At 67.4% G+C, this 18620-nt stretch carries 17 protein-coding genes; 6 read left to right on the top strand and 11 right to left on the bottom strand.

Annotation, left to right across the window (positions count from 1 at the left end):
- Window positions 1-57: 57 nt before the first annotated feature.
- The gene (locus tag QTH91_RS03380; protein ID WP_286658616.1) at window positions 58-1215 is read right to left on the bottom strand and encodes an alpha-hydroxy acid oxidase; all 1158 of its coding nucleotides are present in this window, start codon (window positions 1213-1215) and stop codon (window positions 58-60) included.
- A 132-nt stretch (window positions 1216-1347) separates the two neighbouring features.
- On the opposite strand from QTH91_RS03380, the gene panE reads away from it, so the two are divergent.
- Entirely contained in the window at window positions 1348-2292 is a 945-nt protein-coding gene (panE, locus tag QTH91_RS03385; RefSeq protein ID WP_286658617.1) for a 2-dehydropantoate 2-reductase, read from the top strand.
- A gap of 29 nt (window positions 2293-2321) precedes the next feature.
- Here the strand turns inward: panE and QTH91_RS03390 are convergent, their stop codons facing one another.
- Complete coding sequence (locus QTH91_RS03390; protein ID WP_286658618.1) at window positions 2322-3071, bottom strand: GntR family transcriptional regulator; 750 nt, start codon at window positions 3069-3071, stop codon at window positions 2322-2324.
- 2 nt (window positions 3072-3073) lie between these two features.
- Entirely contained in the window at window positions 3074-4015 is a 942-nt protein-coding gene (locus tag QTH91_RS03395) for a polysaccharide deacetylase family protein (protein WP_286658619.1), read from the bottom strand.
- A gap of 202 nt (window positions 4016-4217) precedes the next feature.
- Between QTH91_RS03395 and QTH91_RS03400 the strand changes: the two genes are divergently transcribed.
- Genes QTH91_RS03400 through QTH91_RS03410 form a run of 3 tightly spaced genes read left to right on the top strand, consistent with a single transcriptional unit; the run spans window position 4218 to window position 8882 of the window.
- Window positions 4218-5402, top strand: coding sequence for an ABC transporter substrate-binding protein (locus QTH91_RS03400; protein WP_286658620.1), 1185 nt, complete (start codon window positions 4218-4220; stop codon window positions 5400-5402).
- Between the two features lie 43 nt (window positions 5403-5445).
- Window positions 5446-6324: a branched-chain amino acid ABC transporter permease gene (locus QTH91_RS03405; protein ID WP_286658621.1), complete on the top strand. Its 879-nt coding sequence runs from the start codon at window positions 5446-5448 to the stop codon at window positions 6322-6324.
- The gene (locus QTH91_RS03410) at window positions 6321-8882 is read left to right on the top strand and encodes a branched-chain amino acid ABC transporter ATP-binding protein/permease (RefSeq protein ID WP_286658622.1); all 2562 of its coding nucleotides are present in this window, start codon (window positions 6321-6323) and stop codon (window positions 8880-8882) included. Before QTH91_RS03405 ends, QTH91_RS03410 begins: the two co-directional genes overlap by 4 nt.
- A 64-nt stretch (window positions 8883-8946) precedes the next feature.
- Here the strand turns inward: QTH91_RS03410 and QTH91_RS03415 are convergent, their stop codons facing one another.
- From QTH91_RS03415 to argH, 8 genes are all read right to left on the bottom strand, one after another.
- Window positions 8947-9462, bottom strand: coding sequence for an SHOCT domain-containing protein (locus QTH91_RS03415; RefSeq protein WP_286658623.1), 516 nt, complete (start codon window positions 9460-9462; stop codon window positions 8947-8949).
- A 17-nt stretch (window positions 9463-9479) separates the two neighbouring features.
- On the bottom strand, window positions 9480-9836 hold the full coding sequence (locus QTH91_RS03420; RefSeq protein ID WP_286658624.1) for an SHOCT domain-containing protein: 357 nt from the start codon (window positions 9834-9836) through the stop codon (window positions 9480-9482).
- A 92-nt stretch (window positions 9837-9928) separates the two neighbouring features.
- Window positions 9929-10210, bottom strand: a complete 282-nt coding sequence (locus QTH91_RS03425; RefSeq protein ID WP_286658625.1) for a DUF2277 domain-containing protein — start codon at window positions 10208-10210, stop codon at window positions 9929-9931.
- A gap of 122 nt (window positions 10211-10332) precedes the next feature.
- Window positions 10333-11826, bottom strand: a complete 1494-nt coding sequence (locus QTH91_RS03430) for a DegQ family serine endoprotease (protein WP_286658626.1) — start codon at window positions 11824-11826, stop codon at window positions 10333-10335.
- Between the two features lie 64 nt (window positions 11827-11890).
- Window positions 11891-13219, bottom strand: coding sequence for an ATP-binding protein (locus QTH91_RS03435; protein ID WP_286658627.1), 1329 nt, complete (start codon window positions 13217-13219; stop codon window positions 11891-11893).
- Window positions 13216-13875, bottom strand: a complete 660-nt coding sequence (locus QTH91_RS03440; protein ID WP_286658628.1) for a response regulator — start codon at window positions 13873-13875, stop codon at window positions 13216-13218. The genes QTH91_RS03435 and QTH91_RS03440 overlap by 4 nt, the downstream gene beginning before the upstream one ends.
- A gap of 67 nt (window positions 13876-13942) precedes the next feature.
- A complete protein-coding gene (locus tag QTH91_RS03445) occupies window positions 13943-15190 on the bottom strand; it encodes a glycosyltransferase family 4 protein (RefSeq protein WP_286658629.1) in 1248 nt (415 codons plus the stop codon).
- Window positions 15191-15217: 27 nt separating this feature from the next.
- Complete coding sequence (gene argH / locus QTH91_RS03450) at window positions 15218-16627, bottom strand: argininosuccinate lyase (protein ID WP_286658630.1); 1410 nt, start codon at window positions 16625-16627, stop codon at window positions 15218-15220.
- Window positions 16628-16711: 84 nt separating this feature from the next.
- On the opposite strand from argH, the gene QTH91_RS03455 reads away from it, so the two are divergent.
- Together QTH91_RS03455 and QTH91_RS03460 are read left to right on the top strand one after the other, a co-directional pair.
- The gene (locus QTH91_RS03455) at window positions 16712-17791 is read left to right on the top strand and encodes a sensor histidine kinase (protein ID WP_390368491.1); all 1080 of its coding nucleotides are present in this window, start codon (window positions 16712-16714) and stop codon (window positions 17789-17791) included.
- Window positions 17792-17813: 22 nt separating this feature from the next.
- A complete protein-coding gene (locus QTH91_RS03460; protein ID WP_286658631.1) occupies window positions 17814-18563 on the top strand; it encodes a LytR/AlgR family response regulator transcription factor in 750 nt (249 codons plus the stop codon).
- The last annotated feature ends 57 nt before the right edge of the window (window positions 18564-18620 follow it).

Consider the following 18620-nt stretch of genomic DNA (forward strand, 5'->3'; position numbering starts at 1 on the left):
CCCGCCGCCGCGCATCCTGCAGTAGGCCGTCGCCTTGTCCCCGCTCGCGGCGGGCGTTCAGTAGGTGCCCGGCAGCAGGATGCTCTTGTCCACCGTGTCGATCTGCGTGCGGCCGCAGAACGCCATGGTCACGTCCAGTTCCTTGTGGATGATCTGCAGGGCGCGCGTGACGCCGGCCTCGCCATAGGCGCCCAGGCCGTACAGAAAGCTGCGGCCGATCAGCGTGCCGCGCGCGCCGAGCGCCCGGGCCTTGAGCACGTCCTGCCCGCTGCGGATGCCGCCGTCCATCCAGACCTCGATCCTGTTGCACACCGAATCGGCGATGGCGGGCAGCGCATCGATCGAGGCCGGCGCGCCGTCGAGCTGGCGCCCGCCGTGGTTGGAGACGATGATCGCGTCCGCGCCCGTCTCGGCGGCCAGCCGCGCATCTTCCTCGTCCATGATGCCCTTGAGGATCAGCTTGCCGCCCCAGGCGCGCTTGATCCATTCGATGTCCTTCCAGTTGAGCGACGGATCGAACTGTTCGGCCGTCCAGGCCGACAGCGACGACACGTTGCTCACGTTCTTCGCATGCCCCACGATGTTGCCGAAGGTGCGGCGCTTGGTGCCCAGCATGCCCAGACACCACTGCGGCTTGGTGGCCAGGTTGATGAGGTTGGCGATGGTCGGCTTGGGCGGCGTCGACAGGCCGTTCTTGATGTCCTTGTGACGCTGGCCGAGCACCTGCAGGTCCAGCGTGACCTGCAGCGCCGAGCAGTTGGCGGCCTTGGCGCGATCGATCAGGCGCTGCATGAAGTCGCGGTCGCGCATCACGTACAGCTGGAACCAGAAGGGGTGGCGATTCGTGCCTTCCGCGATGTCCTCGAGCGAGCACACGCTCATGGTCGACAGCGTGAACGGAATGCCGAAGGCCTTGGCCGCGCGCGCGCCCAGGATCTCGCCGTCGGCGTGCTGCATGCCGGTCAGGCCCGTCGGCGCGATGGCGACGGGCATGGCCACTTCCTGGCCGATCATGGTGGTGCGCGTGGAGCGGCCCTCCATGTTCACCGCCACGCGCTGGCGCAGCTTGATCTTCTGGAAGGCGGATTCGTTGTCCCGGTAGGTGCCCTCGGTCCATGCGCCCGAATCGGCGTAGTCGTAGAACATGCGCGGCACACGCCGCCGGGCCACGCGGCGCAGGTCTTCGATGCAGGTAATCTTGGAAAGGTCGGACACGGACTCGGTCTCCTGGGTTTCGAGGTCGTTGTATGGAAGGTCCGCGCATTATGAGGAGGCCCGACGCGCGCGCTGTCGATTTGCCGCAGGCCATGCAGAATCGATGCTTGACCTGGGTAGACGGAGAAGTCGATGACGCGGTTTCTGATGGTTGGCGCGGGAGCGCTGGGCGGTTACTTCGGAGGGCGGCTTCTGCAGGCCGGCGAGGACGTGACCTTTCTCGTGCGCGCCCGCCGCGCACAACAGTTGCGCCAGACGGGCCTGGTGATCCGCAGCGCCTTTGGCGACGCCACGATCGAGCATCCGCCGCTGGTGCGCTCGGAGGACATCGACGGCCACTACGACGTGGTCATCGTCGGCTGCAAAGCGTACGACCTGCCCGCCACGATCGAGTCGTTTGCGCCGGCGGTCGGTCCGGGCACGGTCATCATCCCAGTGCTCAACGGCCTGCGGCATCTGGACGAACTCGGTCGCCGCTTCGGCGCCGATCGGGTGCTCGGTGGCCTTTGCATGATCTCGGCGGTGCTGGACGATGCCGGCCGGGTGATCCACCTCAACGACCTGCATGCGCTGAACTTCGGCGAAACGGGCGGTGGCCGGTCGGCGCGGGTGGATGCGATCGGCCAGGCCTTCGCCCGCGCCAACTTCCAGCACCACGTTTCCGAAGACATCCTGCAGGCCATGTGGGAGAAGTGGGTGTTCATCGCATCGCTGGCCGGCATGACCTGCCTGATGCGAGCCAGCGTGGGCGACATCGTGCAAGCCGGCGGCAAGGATATTGCGGCCAGGCTGGTCGATGAATGCGCCGCCATCGCCGCGCACCAGGGACATGCGCCGAGCAGTGCGGCGCTGGCGCGCAACAAGGCCGCGTTGGCCAGCGCCGGGTCGACGCTGACCGCGTCGATGCTCAAGGACATGGAGCGGGGGCTGCGCATCGAGGCCGACCAGATCATCAGCGACCTGCTGCGCCGCGCGCCCGAATCAGCCTCCTTCGACACGCTGCGCACGGTGCAGGCGCACCTGCTGGCCTACGAGGCGCGGCGCGCACGCGAATCGAAAGAGGGCGCCGGCCAATAGCCCGCGCCGGACGCTGGCCGCGCGGGCCCTCAGCTCAGCCCGAGGAGATGGGCCAGGCTGCGGTCGCCGCCGGCGCGCTTGACCGACACGTTGCGCTCCAGCGTCTTCAGGTGGTTGTCCATCAATTGGACGGCGCCGGCGGCATCGCCGCGCGCCATGCAGTCGACGATGCCTTCGTGCTCCTCGTGCTCGCAAGACGCATTGCCCGGCGGCTCGTAGAGCGCCACGATGAGCGAGCAGCGCGACACCATCTCGACCAGGTAGCGCTCGAGGATCGGGTTGCGAGCCAGCGCCGCCAGTTGCAGGTGGAACGAACTCGCCAGCCGCGCCCATGCGGGCTGCTCGAAGCGATGCATGGCCTCGTGTTCGGTCTGCAGTTGCCGGCGTAGCGAAGCGATGTCGGCTTCGCTCGCGTTCTGGGTGGCCAGGTTGACGATCACTGCTTCCAGTCCGCGCCGTGCCTCGAAGATCTGCCGCGTTTCCTCTTCGGTGGGCACCGCGATGATGGCGCCGCGATTGGGCCGCAGCTGAACGATGTGGTCGTGGGCCAATCGCTGCAGCACCTTGCGCACCACAGAGCGCGAGGTACCGAACAGTTCGCACAGCGCGGCTTCGGGCAACTTGGTGCCGGGCGTGAGCCGCTGGTTCATCACGCTCTCGAAGATGGTGCGGTAGATGCGCGACTCGACCTCATCGCCGTCGTCCACCGCCGCCAATGCGCCACTCGGGCGCGGCGCCTCGGGTTCGATGAACGGTGCTTGGGTGGCAGGTCGGGCCATGGTCAGGCGTTGGAGGTGGGAAGGCCCGAGCTTGCCACAGGCTCCTCGTGCACCTGTGCGGCATGCGCGCAGATGGCCCCTGGGGTGGCGAACCAGATCCGGCCCGCATCGCGCAGCCTCGCCAGGTGTTGCAGCGCGCGCCGGAGATGCCGCAGCCGGTAGGGCTGGCCGACGATGTAGGGATGCAGCGCCAGGCCCATCACCAGGGCCTGGCCGTGCGACTGTTCCACCATCTCGTCGGCGTTGTCGATCACCATCTGCGCAAAGTCCTTGGCGTCCATCTGGCGCGCGATGATCATCGGGATGTCGTTGAGCTCCTGCGGATAGGGCATCGACCACAAGGTGCGGCCGCTGCGCGTTCGCATGGGCACGGGCCGGTCGTCGTGCGCCCAGTTGAGGCTGTAGCTGTAGCCGGCCTCGGCCAGCAGGTCGGGCGTGAGGCGGCTTTCCGATATCCAGGGAGACAGCCAGCCTTGCGGGGCGGTTCCGCCTTCCGCCTCGATGCGTTCGCGGCAATGCACGAGCAGCGCGGCTTCGTCGGGTTCGTCCAGGTCGGCCTGCCGCACCGAATTGCTGTGGCCGTGGCCCACGAGTTCATCGCCACGCGCTGCACAGGCTGCGATGAGTTCGGGGCAGTGGTCGTACAGGGCCGTGTTCAGCAGGGTGGCCGCCGGCAGGCCGAGGCTGTCGAACAGTTCGAGGCAGCGCCATGCGCCAACCCGGTTGCCGTACTCGCGCCACGAATAGTTCAGCACGTCCGGGTGCGGATGCGCGGGGCCGATCATGGCGCCCAGCCCCTCGCCGAACGCGAAGTGCTCCAGGTTGAAGCCCAGGTACACCGCCAGCCGCGCGCCGCCAGGCCAGTCGTGGTCGATGTGCCGATGAATGGGCTGGTAGTCGAAACGTCCGTGATGCGCCAGGGGCGCGAAGGTGCGTGCAGGCATAGGTTGGGGCGGCGATGAATCCAGTCTGGTGCGCGGCGCCACAAGACAGTGCATGAGCAGCGCGGTGCTTTCGAGTTTGCAAGACGCGTGCCGATTGTTGACAAGAACTGGATCGCAATGTCCACCAGATATTGTGAACATTGGTGACACTGGCACGGCCCTTGCAAACCTTCCGAGTTCCATTCAACCGGAGGAATCTGCCATGTCCATGCTTGCACGCCGCACCCTGATCTCCAGCGCCATTGCGCTGGCCGCCGCGACCCTGTCTGGTGCCGCACTTGCGGCTGACACCATCAAGATCGGCCTGGTCACGGCCATGTCGGGCCAGTCTGCCTTGGCGGGCGAGGCCATCAGCCGCGGCATGCAGGTGGCGATCGACGAGGTCAACGCCAAGGGCGGCCTGCTCGGCGGCCGCAAGCTGGAACTGGTGCGCCGCGACGACGAAGCCAATCCCGCCAAGGGCGTCATCGCCGCGCGCGAACTGATCTTCAAGGAAAAGGTGGCGGTGCTCTTCGGCGGGCTCGATACGCCGGTTTCGATGGCCATCGTGCCTTTGGCCAACCAGGAGAAGGTGCCCTTCATGGGTCCCTGGGCGGCTGGCACCGGCATCACCAAGAACAGCGGCAATCCGAACTTCGCCTTCCGCGTGTCGGCCATGGACGAGATCGTCGACGTGGCGATGCTCCAGTACGCGCAGAAGAACTTCAAGACGACCAAGCCCGGCTTGATCCTGGTCAACAACCCCTGGGGCGAATCGAACGAGAAGGGCCTGAAGGCCGCGATGGCTGCCAAGGGCGTCACGCCGGCGGGCATCGAGAAATACGAAGGCAACGACCTCGACATGGTGCCGCAGCTCACGCGCCTGAAGGCGGCCGGTGCCGACACGCTGTTCCTGGTGGGCAACGTCGGCCCCTCGGCGCAGGTGGTGAAGTCGCTCGACCGCATGGGCTGGAAGGTGCCGGTGGTGTCGCACTGGGGCCCTGCCGGCGGACGCTTCTCCGAACTGGCCGGCCCGAACGCCAAGGAAGTGCATTTCGTGCAGACCTACAGCTTCTTCGGCAAGCAGTCGCCGGTCGGCCAGAAGGTCGTGAAGGAGCTGATGGCCAAGTACCCGGCGATCAAGGGCCCGGACGACATCACGCCCGCCGTGGGCGTGGCCAATGCGTATGACGCCGTGCACCTGTCTGCGCTGGCGATTGCCGCGGCCGGTTCCACCGAAGGCGATGCGGTGCGCCAGGGCTTCTACAAGATCGGCCGCTACGAAGGCCTGATCAAGACCTACGACAAGCCCTTCACGCCGGACCAGCACGACGCGCTGGGCCCGAACGACTACGTGTGGGCGCAGTTCATCGACAACCGCATCGTGCCGGTGGCCACGGCCAACTGATCGCACTCACGCAGGCTCTGGAAGCGAAGGACATCGGCACGTCATGGAATGGATATCGCCTCTGCTCGCCGGCTTCGGCCTGGGCAGCATGTATGGCCTGATGGCCCTTGGCTTTCATGTCACCTACGCCGTGTCGGGCACGGTCAACTTCGCCCAGGGCAGTTCGATGATGCTCGGCGCGGTGCTGACCTTCGCCTTCGCCCAGACGCTGGGCTGGCCGATGCCCCTGGCCATCGCGCTGGCCTTGGCGCTGTGCGCGCTTTATGGGCTGGTGGTGGAGTTCCTGGCGGTACGGCCGTTCGCCAGCCGTGGCTCGAATGCGTGGCTCATTGCCACCGTGGCACTGGGCATCGTGCTCGACAACCTGGTGCTGTTCACCTTCGGAAAGGAGCCACGCAGCCTGCCTTCGCCGTTGGCCGTGTCGCCGCTGTCGGTGGGCGGGCAGGGGCTGGGCGTGTACCCGCTCCAGGTGCTGATTCCGGTGGTGGGGCTGGTGTTGGCGGCCGCGCTGCACTTTGCCGCGCGCCGCACGCGCTGGGGCGTGGCCATGCTGGCCGTCGTGCAGAACCGTGACGCGGCACGTCTCATGGGCATTCCCATCAAGCGGGTGGTGGCGCTGGCGTTCGCGCTTTCGGCGCTCTTCGCGGGCGTGGCCGGCGTGCTGATCGCGCCACTGTTCAACGTCAACGCCGACATGGGCACCGTGTTCGGCCTCAAGGCGTTCGCGGTCGCCATCCTCGGCGGCATCGGGAGCGCCTGGGGTGTGATGGCGGCTGGGTTGATCTTCGGCATGCTCGAAGCCGGCATCACCAGCACGCTGGGTTCGGGCTACACGCAGATCCTGAGTTTTTCGCTGGTGATCGTGGCGCTGGCGCTGCGTCCCAATGGCCTGTTCGGACGGGCAGAGGTCAAGAAGGTATGAGCGTCGTGATGCCCATGGTCGATCCAACTGCGTCGCGGCTGCGCACCTCACCGGTTCGCCTGGGACTGGGTACCGCGGCGCAGATCGGCTGCGTGCTCGCGCTGCTGGCGGCCGGCCTGGCGGCGGCGGGCACCGTCAATGGCTACTACGTCTTCGTGCTGGCCAATGTGGCGTTGTTCGCCATCGTCGGCATCGGGCTGAACGTCCTTCAGGGCCTGACGGGGCAGGTTTCGTTCGGCCATGTGGGCTTCTATGCCATCGGGGCCTACACGGTCGGCATCCTGATGACGAAGGCCGGTTGGAGCTTCTGGGCGGCATGGCCTGCGGCGGCGGTGATCTCCGGCGCCGTGGGCGCGCTGCTGGCCTTGCCCGCGTTGCGCGTCAAAGGGCCTTATCTCGCGATGGTGACCATTGCCTTCGGCTTCATCGTCGAGCACGGCGTGATCGAGATGGGTTCGCTCACTGGCGGGCAGAACGGGATCATGGGCATTGCCGCGCCATCCCTGGCCGGGCTCGTGACCGGAGAGCGCGCGGTCGCGATGCTGGCCGTGCTGGCCGCCGGCGTGGCGCTGGCGCTGTATGCGTGGCTGTCGCGCGGCACCTGGGGCGCCGCGATGCGCGCAGTGCGCGACAGCGAGACGGCGGCCGAATCGATCGGCATTCATCCGCTGCAGGTGAAGACGGTGGCCTTTGCGTTGTCGGCGGTGGCTGCGGGCCTGGCCGGCGGGCTGTCCGCGCCGCTGTCGGGCTTCATTGCGCCGAGCAGCTTCGGCTTCGGCCAATCCATCCTCTTCGTGCTGGTGGTGGTGCTCGGAGGCGCGGGCGCGGTCTCGGGGCCGATCATCGGGGCGCTGGTGGTGGCCTTGCTGCCCGAGCTTCTGGCGGGGCTGGAGGAATACCGGCTGCTGTTTTTCGGCGCCTTGCTGCTGGTGGTGCTCTGGGCCGCGCCGGACGGGGCCATCGGCCTGTGGCGCAGGCTGCGTCCTGGCGCGCCGCGCGGGCACGAATCGACGCCACCGGTGACACCCCTGGGCGAGGCCGGCAGGCTGCTGGGGCAGGGCGTCGGCGCATCGCTCTCGGCGCAGTCGCTGACGATGCACTTCGGCGGCGTGCGCGCTGTCAGCGACCTCGGCTTTGCAGCGCCATCGGGCGCCATCACCAGCCTGATCGGGCCCAACGGTGCCGGCAAGACCACGGCGCTGAACATGCTCAGCGGCTTCTATGTGCCGACCGGTGGCAGCTTCAGGCTGGGCACTGACGAACTCCAGGGCCTGGCGGCGCATGCCATCGCGAGGCGTGGCGTGGCGCGCACTTATCAAAGCTCGCAACTCTTCGCCACCTTGGGTGTGGAGGACAACGTTGCACTGGCCGCCAGCCGGGGCGCGCTCGGCCCGCTGTTCGGCACCGGCCTGTTCGGCGCCGCAGCCGTGCGCGAGCATGCCCGGATTCTGTTGGCCTTTTGCGGCTATCGCGGCCCGCTCGACATTCCCGCCGCGGATTTGCCGCATGTGGATCGCCGTCTGGTGGAGATCGCCCGCGCCTTGGCCACGCGGCCACAGATGCTCCTGCTCGACGAGCCCGCCGCCGGCCTCTCGCGCGAAGACAAGGAGCGGCTGGGCGAACTGCTTGAACGGATTGCGCACTCGGGCATCGGCGTGCTGGTGGTCGAGCACGACATGGAATTGGTGATGGGCATCTCGCAGCAGGTGGTGGTGCTCGACGCCGGCCAGCATCTGGCCGCTGGCACGCCATCGCAGGTGCAGGCGGACCCGCGCGTGCGGCAGGCTTACCTCGGCGAGGCGATGGGCGGGCCCGGCCAAGCGGCGCGCGAGCGCGTTGCGCAGGCCGAGCAGGCGGAGATCCTGGGCGTCGGCGCGCTGGTCACCGGCTACGGCGCCGAGCCGGTGCTGCACGGCATCGACTTGCAGGTGCGTCGCGGCCAGGTGGTGGCGCTGCTGGGGGCCAACGGCAGTGGCAAGTCAACGCTGATGCGTTCGCTCGCCGGCCTGCATCGGCCGGTGCAGGGCGGCATTCACTTCGATGGCAAGGACCTCACGCGCATGTCGGCCGAGCGCATCGTCTCGCGCGGCCTGGTGCTGGTGCCGGAAGGGCGGCAAGTGTTCCCCGAACTGAGCGTGATGGACAACATCCGTCTGGGCGCCTTCCTGTCGCCACAAGATCGCGAAGCGCGGGCGCAGCAGATGTTGCAGCGCTTCCCGCGTTTGGCCGAGCGCAAGGACCATCGCGCCGGTCTGCTGTCGGGCGGCGAACAGCAGATGCTGGCCATTGCGCGCGGACTGATGGCGCGCCCGAGCATCCTGCTGCTGGACGAACCGTCGCTGGGCCTGGCGCCCAAGATCATCGCGGAGCTGTTCGAGGCGCTCGATGCATTGCGCGCCGAAGGCATGACCATCCTGCTCGTCGACCAGATGGCCAGCCTGGCCCTGGCGCTGGCCGATCGGGCCTACGTGATCGAAGGCGGGCGGATCGTTGCCGAAGGAACTGCGGCCGAGATTGCCGCGGATGATTCGCTGGCGAAGGCTTATCTGGGGGCTTAGAGCACAGGGCGGAGGGGGCCTCGGGCTCGAAGCACCTCGCGAGACCGATGCGTTCCGGCACGACCTAAGGCTGCGCCAGCACCTTCTTCTTTTCCTGCTCGAACTCGGCCTGAGTCAGCGTTCCGTTGTCGAGCAACTTCTTGAGATTGCTTAACTTGTTGAACTTGGCATCGTCGGTTTGGGCCGAGGCCGCTGCCGCCATAGGCTTTGGAACGCATTCGAATTCGAGCTCTGCTCGTGGAAAGTTGCCGAGTATGTGTGGTGGGACCGACGTTGTTTCACGCAGTGCGTTCATCGACTGACCCTTGCGATCGCAAAACTGCGAGGCGCGAAGTTCGACGTCGTCTCTCACGGATTGAAGTGAAACATAGCCCGTGGCGCCTTGCTGAAACAAACGATATTGCTCGCTGCCTTTCGTTGCCTCTGCCAAGACTGTCGTTTCGCCCTTGAACGTTGCATTCGCGAAGTGCGAAGTAGATTTGTCGCTAGCTTGGATCGCCGAGGTTTGGCCGCAGCCGATCAGTACCAGCACCGGGACCAACGAGAAGCTTACGGCCAAGACCTTTGCCTGTTCTTGCATGGCGACGAACCGATTTTTCAGAGTGAATCCAGGATCTGCTTGCGCTTGAGCGCATGCTCGTCCTTCGAAATGGCGCCCGACCGATACAAGTCATCCACGGCCTTGAGTCGGTCCGCTGCACTTTGATTGGGCATTGATGCGGCAGGCGCGGCCGCGCTTCTGGCCGGGCAGCCCTTGATGCAAACATCGTAAGTGTCGTTGCATTGCTTCTGCTGCACGACGGGAAACATCTTGAATCCGCTGCTACAGCTACTCAGGTTCACCGAACACTGTTGAGCGCAGCCTGCCTCAACGAGGGAGGGATCTGCTTCAGGAGGTGATGCGCACGCAGCTAAAGCCAATGCGACGCAGGCGGACACCAGGGCGTGTTTCATGCTTTTCCTCGTTGGGCAGCATTCGCAAAGCAGGCCAGAGTTTGCTGCCCAGCGTCGGATGGAGCAACGCCAGGATTGTTTCAAGATGCCCGCTAGGCAACGGGGCTATGTCCATATCGCAACGCCGCCCGCTCCCGCGCCTTCGCCGCTTCCTCTTCCCGATCCCTCGGATCGGCAGTGGTCACCAGCGAGTCGATCAGCCGCCTTGCGCTGGCGCCGATCTCTTCCACGGCGAGATCGAACGCGGCGGCATTGGCCTTCGACGGTGAATTGAAGCCGCTGAGCTTGCGCACGAATTGCAAGGCGGCGGCGCGCACCTCCTCGTCGGTGGCGGGCGGCGCGAAGTTGTAGAGCGTCTTGATGCTGCGGCACATCGGGCGTTTCTCCCAGTACGGTTGGCAGGGACAAAAAAAGAGGCGCAAGGCGGAGTGTCCGCCATTGCGCCCCACCTTGCGCGCGGCGCGCGCAAGCCCGGAGTCTTCAATCTCTCGCGAAATCAGCCGATGCGCACCGGCACGAAGATCTTGTCGTCGCCACGCTGAACCAGCAGGGCTACCGACTTGTCCGACTTGGACACCACCTCGCGCACCTGTGCCACGCTGCGAACCGGCGTGCCGTTCACCGCCAGCAGCAGGTCGCCGGGCTGCACGCCAGCCAGGGCAGCGGGCCCGTCCACGTCTTCGACGACGAGGCCCGCATCCAGGCCCGCCTCGCTGCGTTCACGCGGCTGCAGCGGGCGCAGTGCCAGGCCCAGGCGGCCCTGGCTGGCGTCGCCGCCGGCGCTGGCCACCTGCTCGCCCTTGTCGCTCAGGCTGCCCAGGCGCGCGGTGATCTCCTTGGCGCCGCCGTCGCGCCACACCTTCATTTCGACCTTGTCGCCGGGCGATGCCAGGCTGATGGCGGCAGGCAGGTCGCCCGAGGAGGCGATGGACTTGTCGCCCAGGCCGATGATCACGTCGCCCGTCTTCAGGCCGGCCTGGTCGGCGGGGCCACCTTTCTCGACGCTGGCCACCAGCGCGCCTTCAGGGCGCGGCAGCTTGAAGGAGTCGGCCAGGGTCTGGTTGACCTCCTGCACGACCACGCCGAGCTTGGCATGGTCGACCTTGCCGTGCGCGACGATCTTGTCCTTGATCTTGTTCGCCAGGTCGATCGGGATGGCGAACGAGACGCCCTGGTAGCCGCCGCTCTTGCTGTAGATCTGCGAGTTGATGCCCACCACCTCGCCGCGCGCGTTGAACAGCGGCCCGCCCGAGTTGCCCGGGTTGATCGCCACGTCGGTCTGGATGAAGGGCACGGCGCTGTCGTCCGGCAGCGAGCGGCCCTTGGCGCTGACGACGCCGGCCGTCACGGTGTTGTCGAAGCCGAAGGGGGAGCCGATGGCCAGCACCCATTCGCCCACATTCAGGCTGTCGGCGCTGCCCAGCTTGACCACGGGCAGGTTGTTCGCCTCGATCTTGAGCACGGCGATGTCGGTCTTCGGGTCGCTGCCCAGCACCTTGGCCTTGAGTTCGCGTCGGTCGGTGAGCTTGACGGTGACGTCCTTGGCGTCCTGCACCACATGGGCGTTGGTCAGGATGATGCCGTCCGCGCTCACGATGAAGCCCGAGCCCTGCCCGCGCACGACCGGCGCGCTGCCGCCGCCGCGGCGCGGCATCTGCGGCTGCATGCCGGGGCCGAAGTGGCGGAAGAAGTACTGCGCGAACGGATCGCCGCCGAAGGGCGAATCGTCGCCCTCGTCGTATGAGGCGTCGCGGTTCTTCGCCTTGCCCACCACGCTGATGTTGACCACGGCCGGGCCGGCCTGACGCGTGATCTGCGAGAAGTCGGGCAGTGCCACCGGCACGCCGGTGGTCGTGGTGGCGGTGGCCACCGGTGGTGTCTGCGCGTGAGCCTCGTGCATGTTGATGGCAGACACGCTGGCGCCGCCAATGACGCCAGATGCCAGAAGCGCGACAACCAGTCGCGAGGGGGTCAGGGAATCGAGTCGCATGGCAGTCCTTTGCTATGGAGGTATGGAACAGCCTCCATGGTGAGGACCACCGCTTAGCCAGGACTTAATCGGCGGCGAATCGGACCGTGACTTTCAGCCCACCCAGCGACGAGGATTCGCCCAGCCGCACGCTCGCACCTTGCTGCTGCGCAATGGTCTGCACGATCGCCAGGCCAAGCCCGCTGCCTTCGCCGACGCTGCCCGGCACGCGATAGAAGCGGTCGAAGGCGCGCTCGCGCTCGGCCGGGGCAATGCCGGGGCCGTTGTCTTCGACGGTGAGGACCGCCGCGCCATCCTGCACGTGCAGCGACACGTCGACACGGCCACCCTCGGGTGCATATTTCACGGCGTTGTCGATCAGGTTGCCCAGCATCACGCGCAGCGCTGCGCTGTCGGCGCGCACCGTGGCGGGCGCGCTTTCGGCCACGCCCAGGTCGATGTGCCGTGCCTGTGCCTGCGTCAGGGCCGCCGCAACGCATTGCGCCATGACTTCTTCCAGCGCCACGGGCCCATCCGCTGCCTGGGCGCCCGTCGTGCCGGACTCCTGCCGGGCCAGCAGCAGCAACTGCGCGACGAGGTGAATGGCGCGCTCGATGCCGCCTTGCAGCCGGGCAATGGCGGCGTCGCGGCTGGCGGGATCGTTGGCGCGGCGCAATGCCTCGGCCTGCAGCTTGAGCGCCGTGAGCGGCGAGCGCAGTTCGTGCGCGGCATCGGCCACGAAGTTCTTCTGCGCCGCGAAGGCCGACTGGACGCGATCGAACAGCAGGTTGAGTTCGCGCACCAGCGGCTGCACTTCGTCCGGCAGGCCTTCACGCGGCAGGGGAGAGAGATCGTCGTCCGCCCGGCCGGCAACGTTGCGGCGCATGCGGTCGATGGGGGCGAGCGATCGGTTGATGATCCAGCCCACGGCCAGCATGAGCAGCGGCGCCATCAATGCCATCGGGATGGTGGCGCGCAACGCGAGGCCACGCGCTCGCGCCTCGCGCGCATCCATGTCCTGCGCGATCTGCACGGTCTGCACCGGCGTCTGCAGCGAATAGAGCCTGAAGCGCCGGCCGTTCACCGTGGCATCGGAAAAGCCCAGCACGGCCTGCGGCGGCAGGGCAGAGCGCGCGGAGCGAAAGACCTGGCGGCCATCAGGGCCCCAGATCTGGATGAAGAGGTCGTAGCCTTCGCGGCCGTCTTCGCTGGGGTCGATGCCCAGGCCCAAGGGCAGGCCGCCGCGCAGCGAATGTGCCATCTGCTGCAGGTGCAGATCGAACATGGCATCGGCATCGCGCAGCGCGCTGCGGTAGGCGGTCACGCCCAGCACCGAGGTGGCAATGAGGATCGACGCCAGCACGAAGCCGAGCAGGCGCCGGCGCAGCGAGAAGCCCCGGGTTGCCACACTCATTCGCGCGGCACCAGGTAGCCCAGCCCGCGCACGGTCTGGATGAAGCCGCTGCCCAGCTTCTTGCGCAGGCCGTGAATGTAGACCTCGATGGCGTTGCTGTTGATGTCGTCCTTCCAGCTGTAGAGCTTTTCCTCGAGCTGGGCGCGCGACAGCACCATGCCCGGCCGCGCGATCAAGGGTTCGAGCACGGCCCATTCCTTGGCCGACAGCGCCACCGCCTGCCCGTTGCTGGTGGCCTCGCGCGTGGCTGGGTTGAGCGTCACGCCCATGTGCGAGAACACCGGCTCCGGATTGCCGGCGCCTCGGCGCAGCAAGGCGCGAACGCGGGCCAGCAGTTCGTCGGTGTCGAAGGGCTTGAGCACGTAGTCGTCGGCGCCGGCGTCGAGCCCGGCCACGCGGTCGCTGACGGCATCGCGCGCCGTGGCCACCAGCACCGGCACCCGTTCGCGCCGCTGGCGCAGGGCGCGAAGCACATCCAGCCCGTCGCGCCGGGGCAAGCCCAGGTCGAGCACGACGAGGTCGTACTGGTGCGAACGCAAGGCGGTGTCGGCCATCTCGCCGTCACGGACCCAGTCGACGGCGTAGTGCTCGGCGCGAAGCAGGTCCAGCACGGCTTCGCCGATCATCGGATCATCTTCAACAAGCAGTAGGCGCATGGTGGGCAGGTTCGAGGGTGAAGGGTCGATTGTCTGGCCGCCGCTTAAATCTGCCTGAAAGAAACCATCAAGCCGGAGCGGCTCGGCCAGCCGCCAGGGCCGCGGCGAGTTCTTGCTCGTACACGGCCCAGGGTCTTTGGCGCGCGGTGGCCAGCGCGGCCTCTCCCGCCTGTGCAATCTGTGCGGGTTGCGCCACCAGCGCTTCGATCGCTTGTCGCAGGCTCTGGGTGCTGCCTGCTTCGACCAGCCAGCCGTTCCTGCCGTGTTCGATCAGGTCGGCGCCGGCGGTCCGGTCGGTGGTGATGACCGGCGTGCCCTGCGACATGGCTTCGGTGATGACCAGCCCGAAGCCTTCGAACAACGAGGGAAAGACGAGCACGTCATGCGCGCGCATCTGGGCCAGCACTTCGGCATGCGGCAGGCTGGGGATCCAGCGGTGCTTTTGCAGCGCGGCATCGAGCGCGGCATTGGGCGGGCCGGCCTTTCCGCCGACGACGGTCAGCTGCACGGCATCGCCCAGCGCATCGACCGCGGCGAACAAGTCGGCAATGCCCTTGCGTTGGGACAGCCCGCCGACAAAGAGCAGCCTGATCGGCTGCCGCCCGTCGGGGCCTTCGGGCTTGGACTGGGCCGCTGGCGGAAATCCGTAGGGAATCACCTCGACCTGCAGACGACGGCCGGGAAAGTCTTCCAGCGTCTTCTTCGTGAAGCTGCTGGCCACGAAGATCCGGTCGGCCAGTTCGAGTTCGCGATCCTTGCGGGCCAGCTTTTCGTCGGAGTCGATGAAGCCGGTCATCGTCGAGGCCCATTCGGGCCAGCGCTCATGTTCGATGGCGAGCAGCCGGCGCGCGGCGCGCCAGTAGCCGATGGGCAGGTCGTAGTAGCAGGCAAGGCCCAGTGCCTTGGCGGCCTCGAACGAGGCTTGCGCCCCGTCTTCGTACGCGTAGACACCGGTGATGCCGCGCCCGCGCCGTTGCCGCAGTGCGGCGGCCACGTGCGCGTCGAGGCTGCGATAGACCGCGTCCACCGAGAACGCGCCCGTTTCGTGGGCGGTCCACGCATGCATGCGAAGTCGCGACGCCAGCAGCCGGCCTGCCTCGCGCCAGGGCCACAGGTGGGTCAGGCCGCGCAGCGCAGCGGGGAGTTCGCGCCGCCGCAGCTCGCGCAGGCCGGGCAGGCCGCCGAGATGGTCCAGCGCGCTGCCGGGAAAGGTGGCGATGCAGGTGTGGAACGCGGCGAGCTGGCCGCGCTGGGCCAGGGCCAACGCGGCGGCTCTGGAGTTGGCGTTTCCGGTGGGGTGCGACAGGACGAGCATCGTCGGGTGATGCAGGTTCCGCGCCCGTCAGCCGGCCTGTTGCTCGAGCCGCTTGCGGTGCCGATCCACTTGCGCCAGCACCTGGGTGGGCGCCGTGCCGCCGAGCACGTTGCGGGCATTGAGCGAGCCGCGCAGGCTCAGCACGTCGAAAACGTCCTTCTCGATGCTGGCATGAAAGCCCTTGAGCACTGTCAGCGGAAGTTCGGACAGATCGCACTGGTGCGAGATCGCGGCCTTCACCGCGTGGGCCACGGTCTCGTGCGCGTCGCGGAAGGGCAGTCCCTTCTTGACCAGGTAGTCGGCAAGGTCGGTCGCGGTGGCATAGCCGCGCAGCGCGGCGCGTTCCATGGCTTCGGGCTTGACGGTGATGCCGCCGACCATCTCCGCGAAGATGCGCAGCGTGTCCTTGAGCGTGTCGACGGTGTCGAACAGCGGCTCCTTGTCTTCCTGGTTGTCCTTGTTGTAGGCCAGGGGCTGGCCCTTCATTAAGGTGATGAGGCCCATCAGGTGGCCGACCACGCGGCCCGCCTTGCCGCGGGCCAGTTCGGGCACGTCGGGGTTCTTCTTCTGCGGCATGATCGACGAGCCGGTGCAGAAGCGGTCGGCAATGTCGATGAAGCCGAAGCTCTGGCTCATCCACAGCACCAGTTCTTCGCTCAGGCGGCTGATGTGCACCATGGCCAGCGAGGCCGCGGCGGTGAATTCGATGGCGAAGTCGCGGTCGCTCACGGCGTCCAGGCTGTTCTGGCAGACGCCGTCCATGCCCAGCGTCCGGGCCACCATCTCGCGATCGAGCGGGTAGCTGGTGCCGGCCAGGGCGGCGGCGCCCAGCGGAAGCCGGTTCAGGCGCTTGCGCACGTCCTGCATGCGTTCGGCGTCGCGGCTGAACATTTCGACATACGCCAGCATGTGGTGGCCGAAGCTCACCGGCTGCGCCACCTGCAGGTGGGTGAAGCCCGGGAGGATCACGTCGGCGTTCTTCGCGGCGATTTCCACCAGCGCTTTCTGCAGGTCGGTCAGCAAGCCGCCGATGAGGTCGATCTCGCCGCGCAGCCACAGGCGCACGTCGGTGGCGACCTGGTCATTGCGGCTGCGACCGGTGTGCAGGCGCTTGCCGGCATCGCCCACCAGCTGGGTCAGTCGCGCCTCGATGTTGAGGTGAACGTCTTCGAGCGCGAGCTTCCATTCGAAGGTGCCGGCGTCGATCTCTTCGCGGATCTGCTTCATGCCGCGCTGGATGTCGGCGAGGTCTTGTGCGTTGATGATCTTCTGCGCCGCCAGCATGCCGGCGTGCGCGAGCGAGCCTTCGATGTCGGCATGCGCCAGGCGCTTGTCGAAGAACACGCTGGCGGTGTAGCGCTGGACCAGCTCGCTCATCGGTTCGGAGAACAGGGCGGACCAGGCTTCGGACTTCTTGTCGAGTTGGTTTTGGGACATGGGAAGCAATAATGGGCCGCCGCACGATCGGGCCCGTTCGCCAATGGCGGCGGGAGCGGGCGGCGCCACCCCTTTCATAGATTGATGCGCAACCTGTCGATTTTATCGGCCATACGCCAGGCGCCGGCTGCCGAAGCCGGCAACGATGCGTCATCGCCATCGGCAGCGCCGATGGCCGCCTACGACGTTTGTCAGGTGGGTGTGGTGCTGCGCGCAGTGCTTTTCGTCGAGGCATTGCTGGCGGTGCTGGCGTTGTTTTCGGCCACGGGACCGGCCGATTGGCTGGGCTTGTTGGCCATGCTCACCGGTGGGGCGCTGCCGGCCACGTTGCTGTGGCTGGTCGGCCTTTGCGCCTTGCATCGGCGCATGGGGAACTGGCGGCCGGCGTGGCAGCAAGTGGCCGGCGCCGGGATGGGGGCACTGGCCGGCCTCTACGGCTGCGGCATGCTGCGCCTGACCGGCGCCATCTCCACGGCGCCGTGGCTCGCCAGCGCCCTGGCCGGCGTCATGTTCGCCCTGGTCGCCATGGGTTGGCTGGTGTTGCGGGCGCGCGGCCACATGCCGGCCGACACCGCGGCGCGGCTGGAAGATCTGCAGTCGCGCATCCGCCCGCACTTTCTGTTCAACACGCTCAACAGCGCCATCGCCCTGGTGCGCGCCGAACCGGCCAAGGCGGAGACGCTGCTCGAAGACCTGAGCGAACTGTTCCGCCAGGCGCTTGCCGATCCGCGCGAGTCGGTCACCCTGGCCGACGAGATCGGCCTGGCCGAACGCTATCTGGCCATCGAGCAGATCCGCTTCGGTGATCGTCTGCGCATCCGGTGGGACCTGGACGTCAAGGCGGGCAGCGCACGCGTGCCGCCGTTGCTGCTGCAGCCGCTGGTGGAAAACGCCGTCAAGCACGGCGTGGAGCCGAGCGCGCAGGGCGGACGGCTGCGGGTGCGTACCGAACGGCGCGGTCCGCGGGTGGTGATCGAGGTCATCAACACCCTTCCGCCCTTGGCCTGGGCCGAGCAGCCGCTGCCGCGCGGGCACGGCATCGCGCTGGCCAACGTGCGGGACCGCCTGCGGCTTCTGCACGACGTGCAGGCGCAGTTCCGCGCCGGCCCCGATCAAGACCACTACCGCGTGCGCATCGACATCCCCGCGCCCGCGGAGGCATAGACCACCCACGCGCGATGCAGCCATGACAGATCCACTTCGCATCCTGATCGTCGATGACGAAGCGCTGGCCCGGGCCCGTTTGCGCACCTTGTTGGGCGACTTCGACGAGCCCGCCACCCTGGTGATGGGCGAAGCGGCCAATGGCCACGAGGCGCTGCGCATGCTCGACGGCGGTAATGTGGACGTGGTGCTGCTGGACATCCGCATGCCCGGATTGGATGGGCTGGAGTTGTCACGCACGCTGCGCCTGCAGGCGCGCCCACCGGTCATCGTGTTCGTGACCGCGCACACCGAGCATGCGTTGACCGCCTTCGAGGTGGAGGCGGCCGATTACTTGACCAAGCCGGTACGCGCCGAGCGCCTGGCTCAGGCCCTGGCCAAGGCAAAGCGCCTGATGGCGGCCCACCGGGCGGAGCCTGGCGACGAGGCGCAGGAGCACCTGCTGATCCAGGACCGCGGGCGGGCGGAGCGGGTGGCGCTGTCGGAGGTGCTGTACCTCAAGTCCGAACTGAAATACCTGACGGTGCGCACGGCGCTGCGCAGCCACATCCTGGATGGCGCCTTGACCGACTTCGAGGAGCGCTACCCCCGCCGTTTCGTCCGGGTGCATCGCAATGCCCTCGTGGCGCGCGACGCCATCCGGTCGCTGGAAAAGCACGACGACCTGGGTGAGGGAGAGGGCTGGGTGCTCCGCCTGCACGGCATTGCCGAGCCCGTGATGGTGTCGCGGCGGCAGTTGCCAGTGGTCCGGGACGCGCTCAAGGAACGCTGAACCGCGGCCGGAATCGGCGCCAACCGGTCGGGGACTGGCCGGGTTACATATCTAATG

Source organism: Variovorax dokdonensis, from assembly GCF_030316895.1.
Taxonomy (GTDB): Bacteria; Pseudomonadota; Gammaproteobacteria; order Burkholderiales; family Burkholderiaceae_C; genus Variovorax; species Variovorax dokdonensis.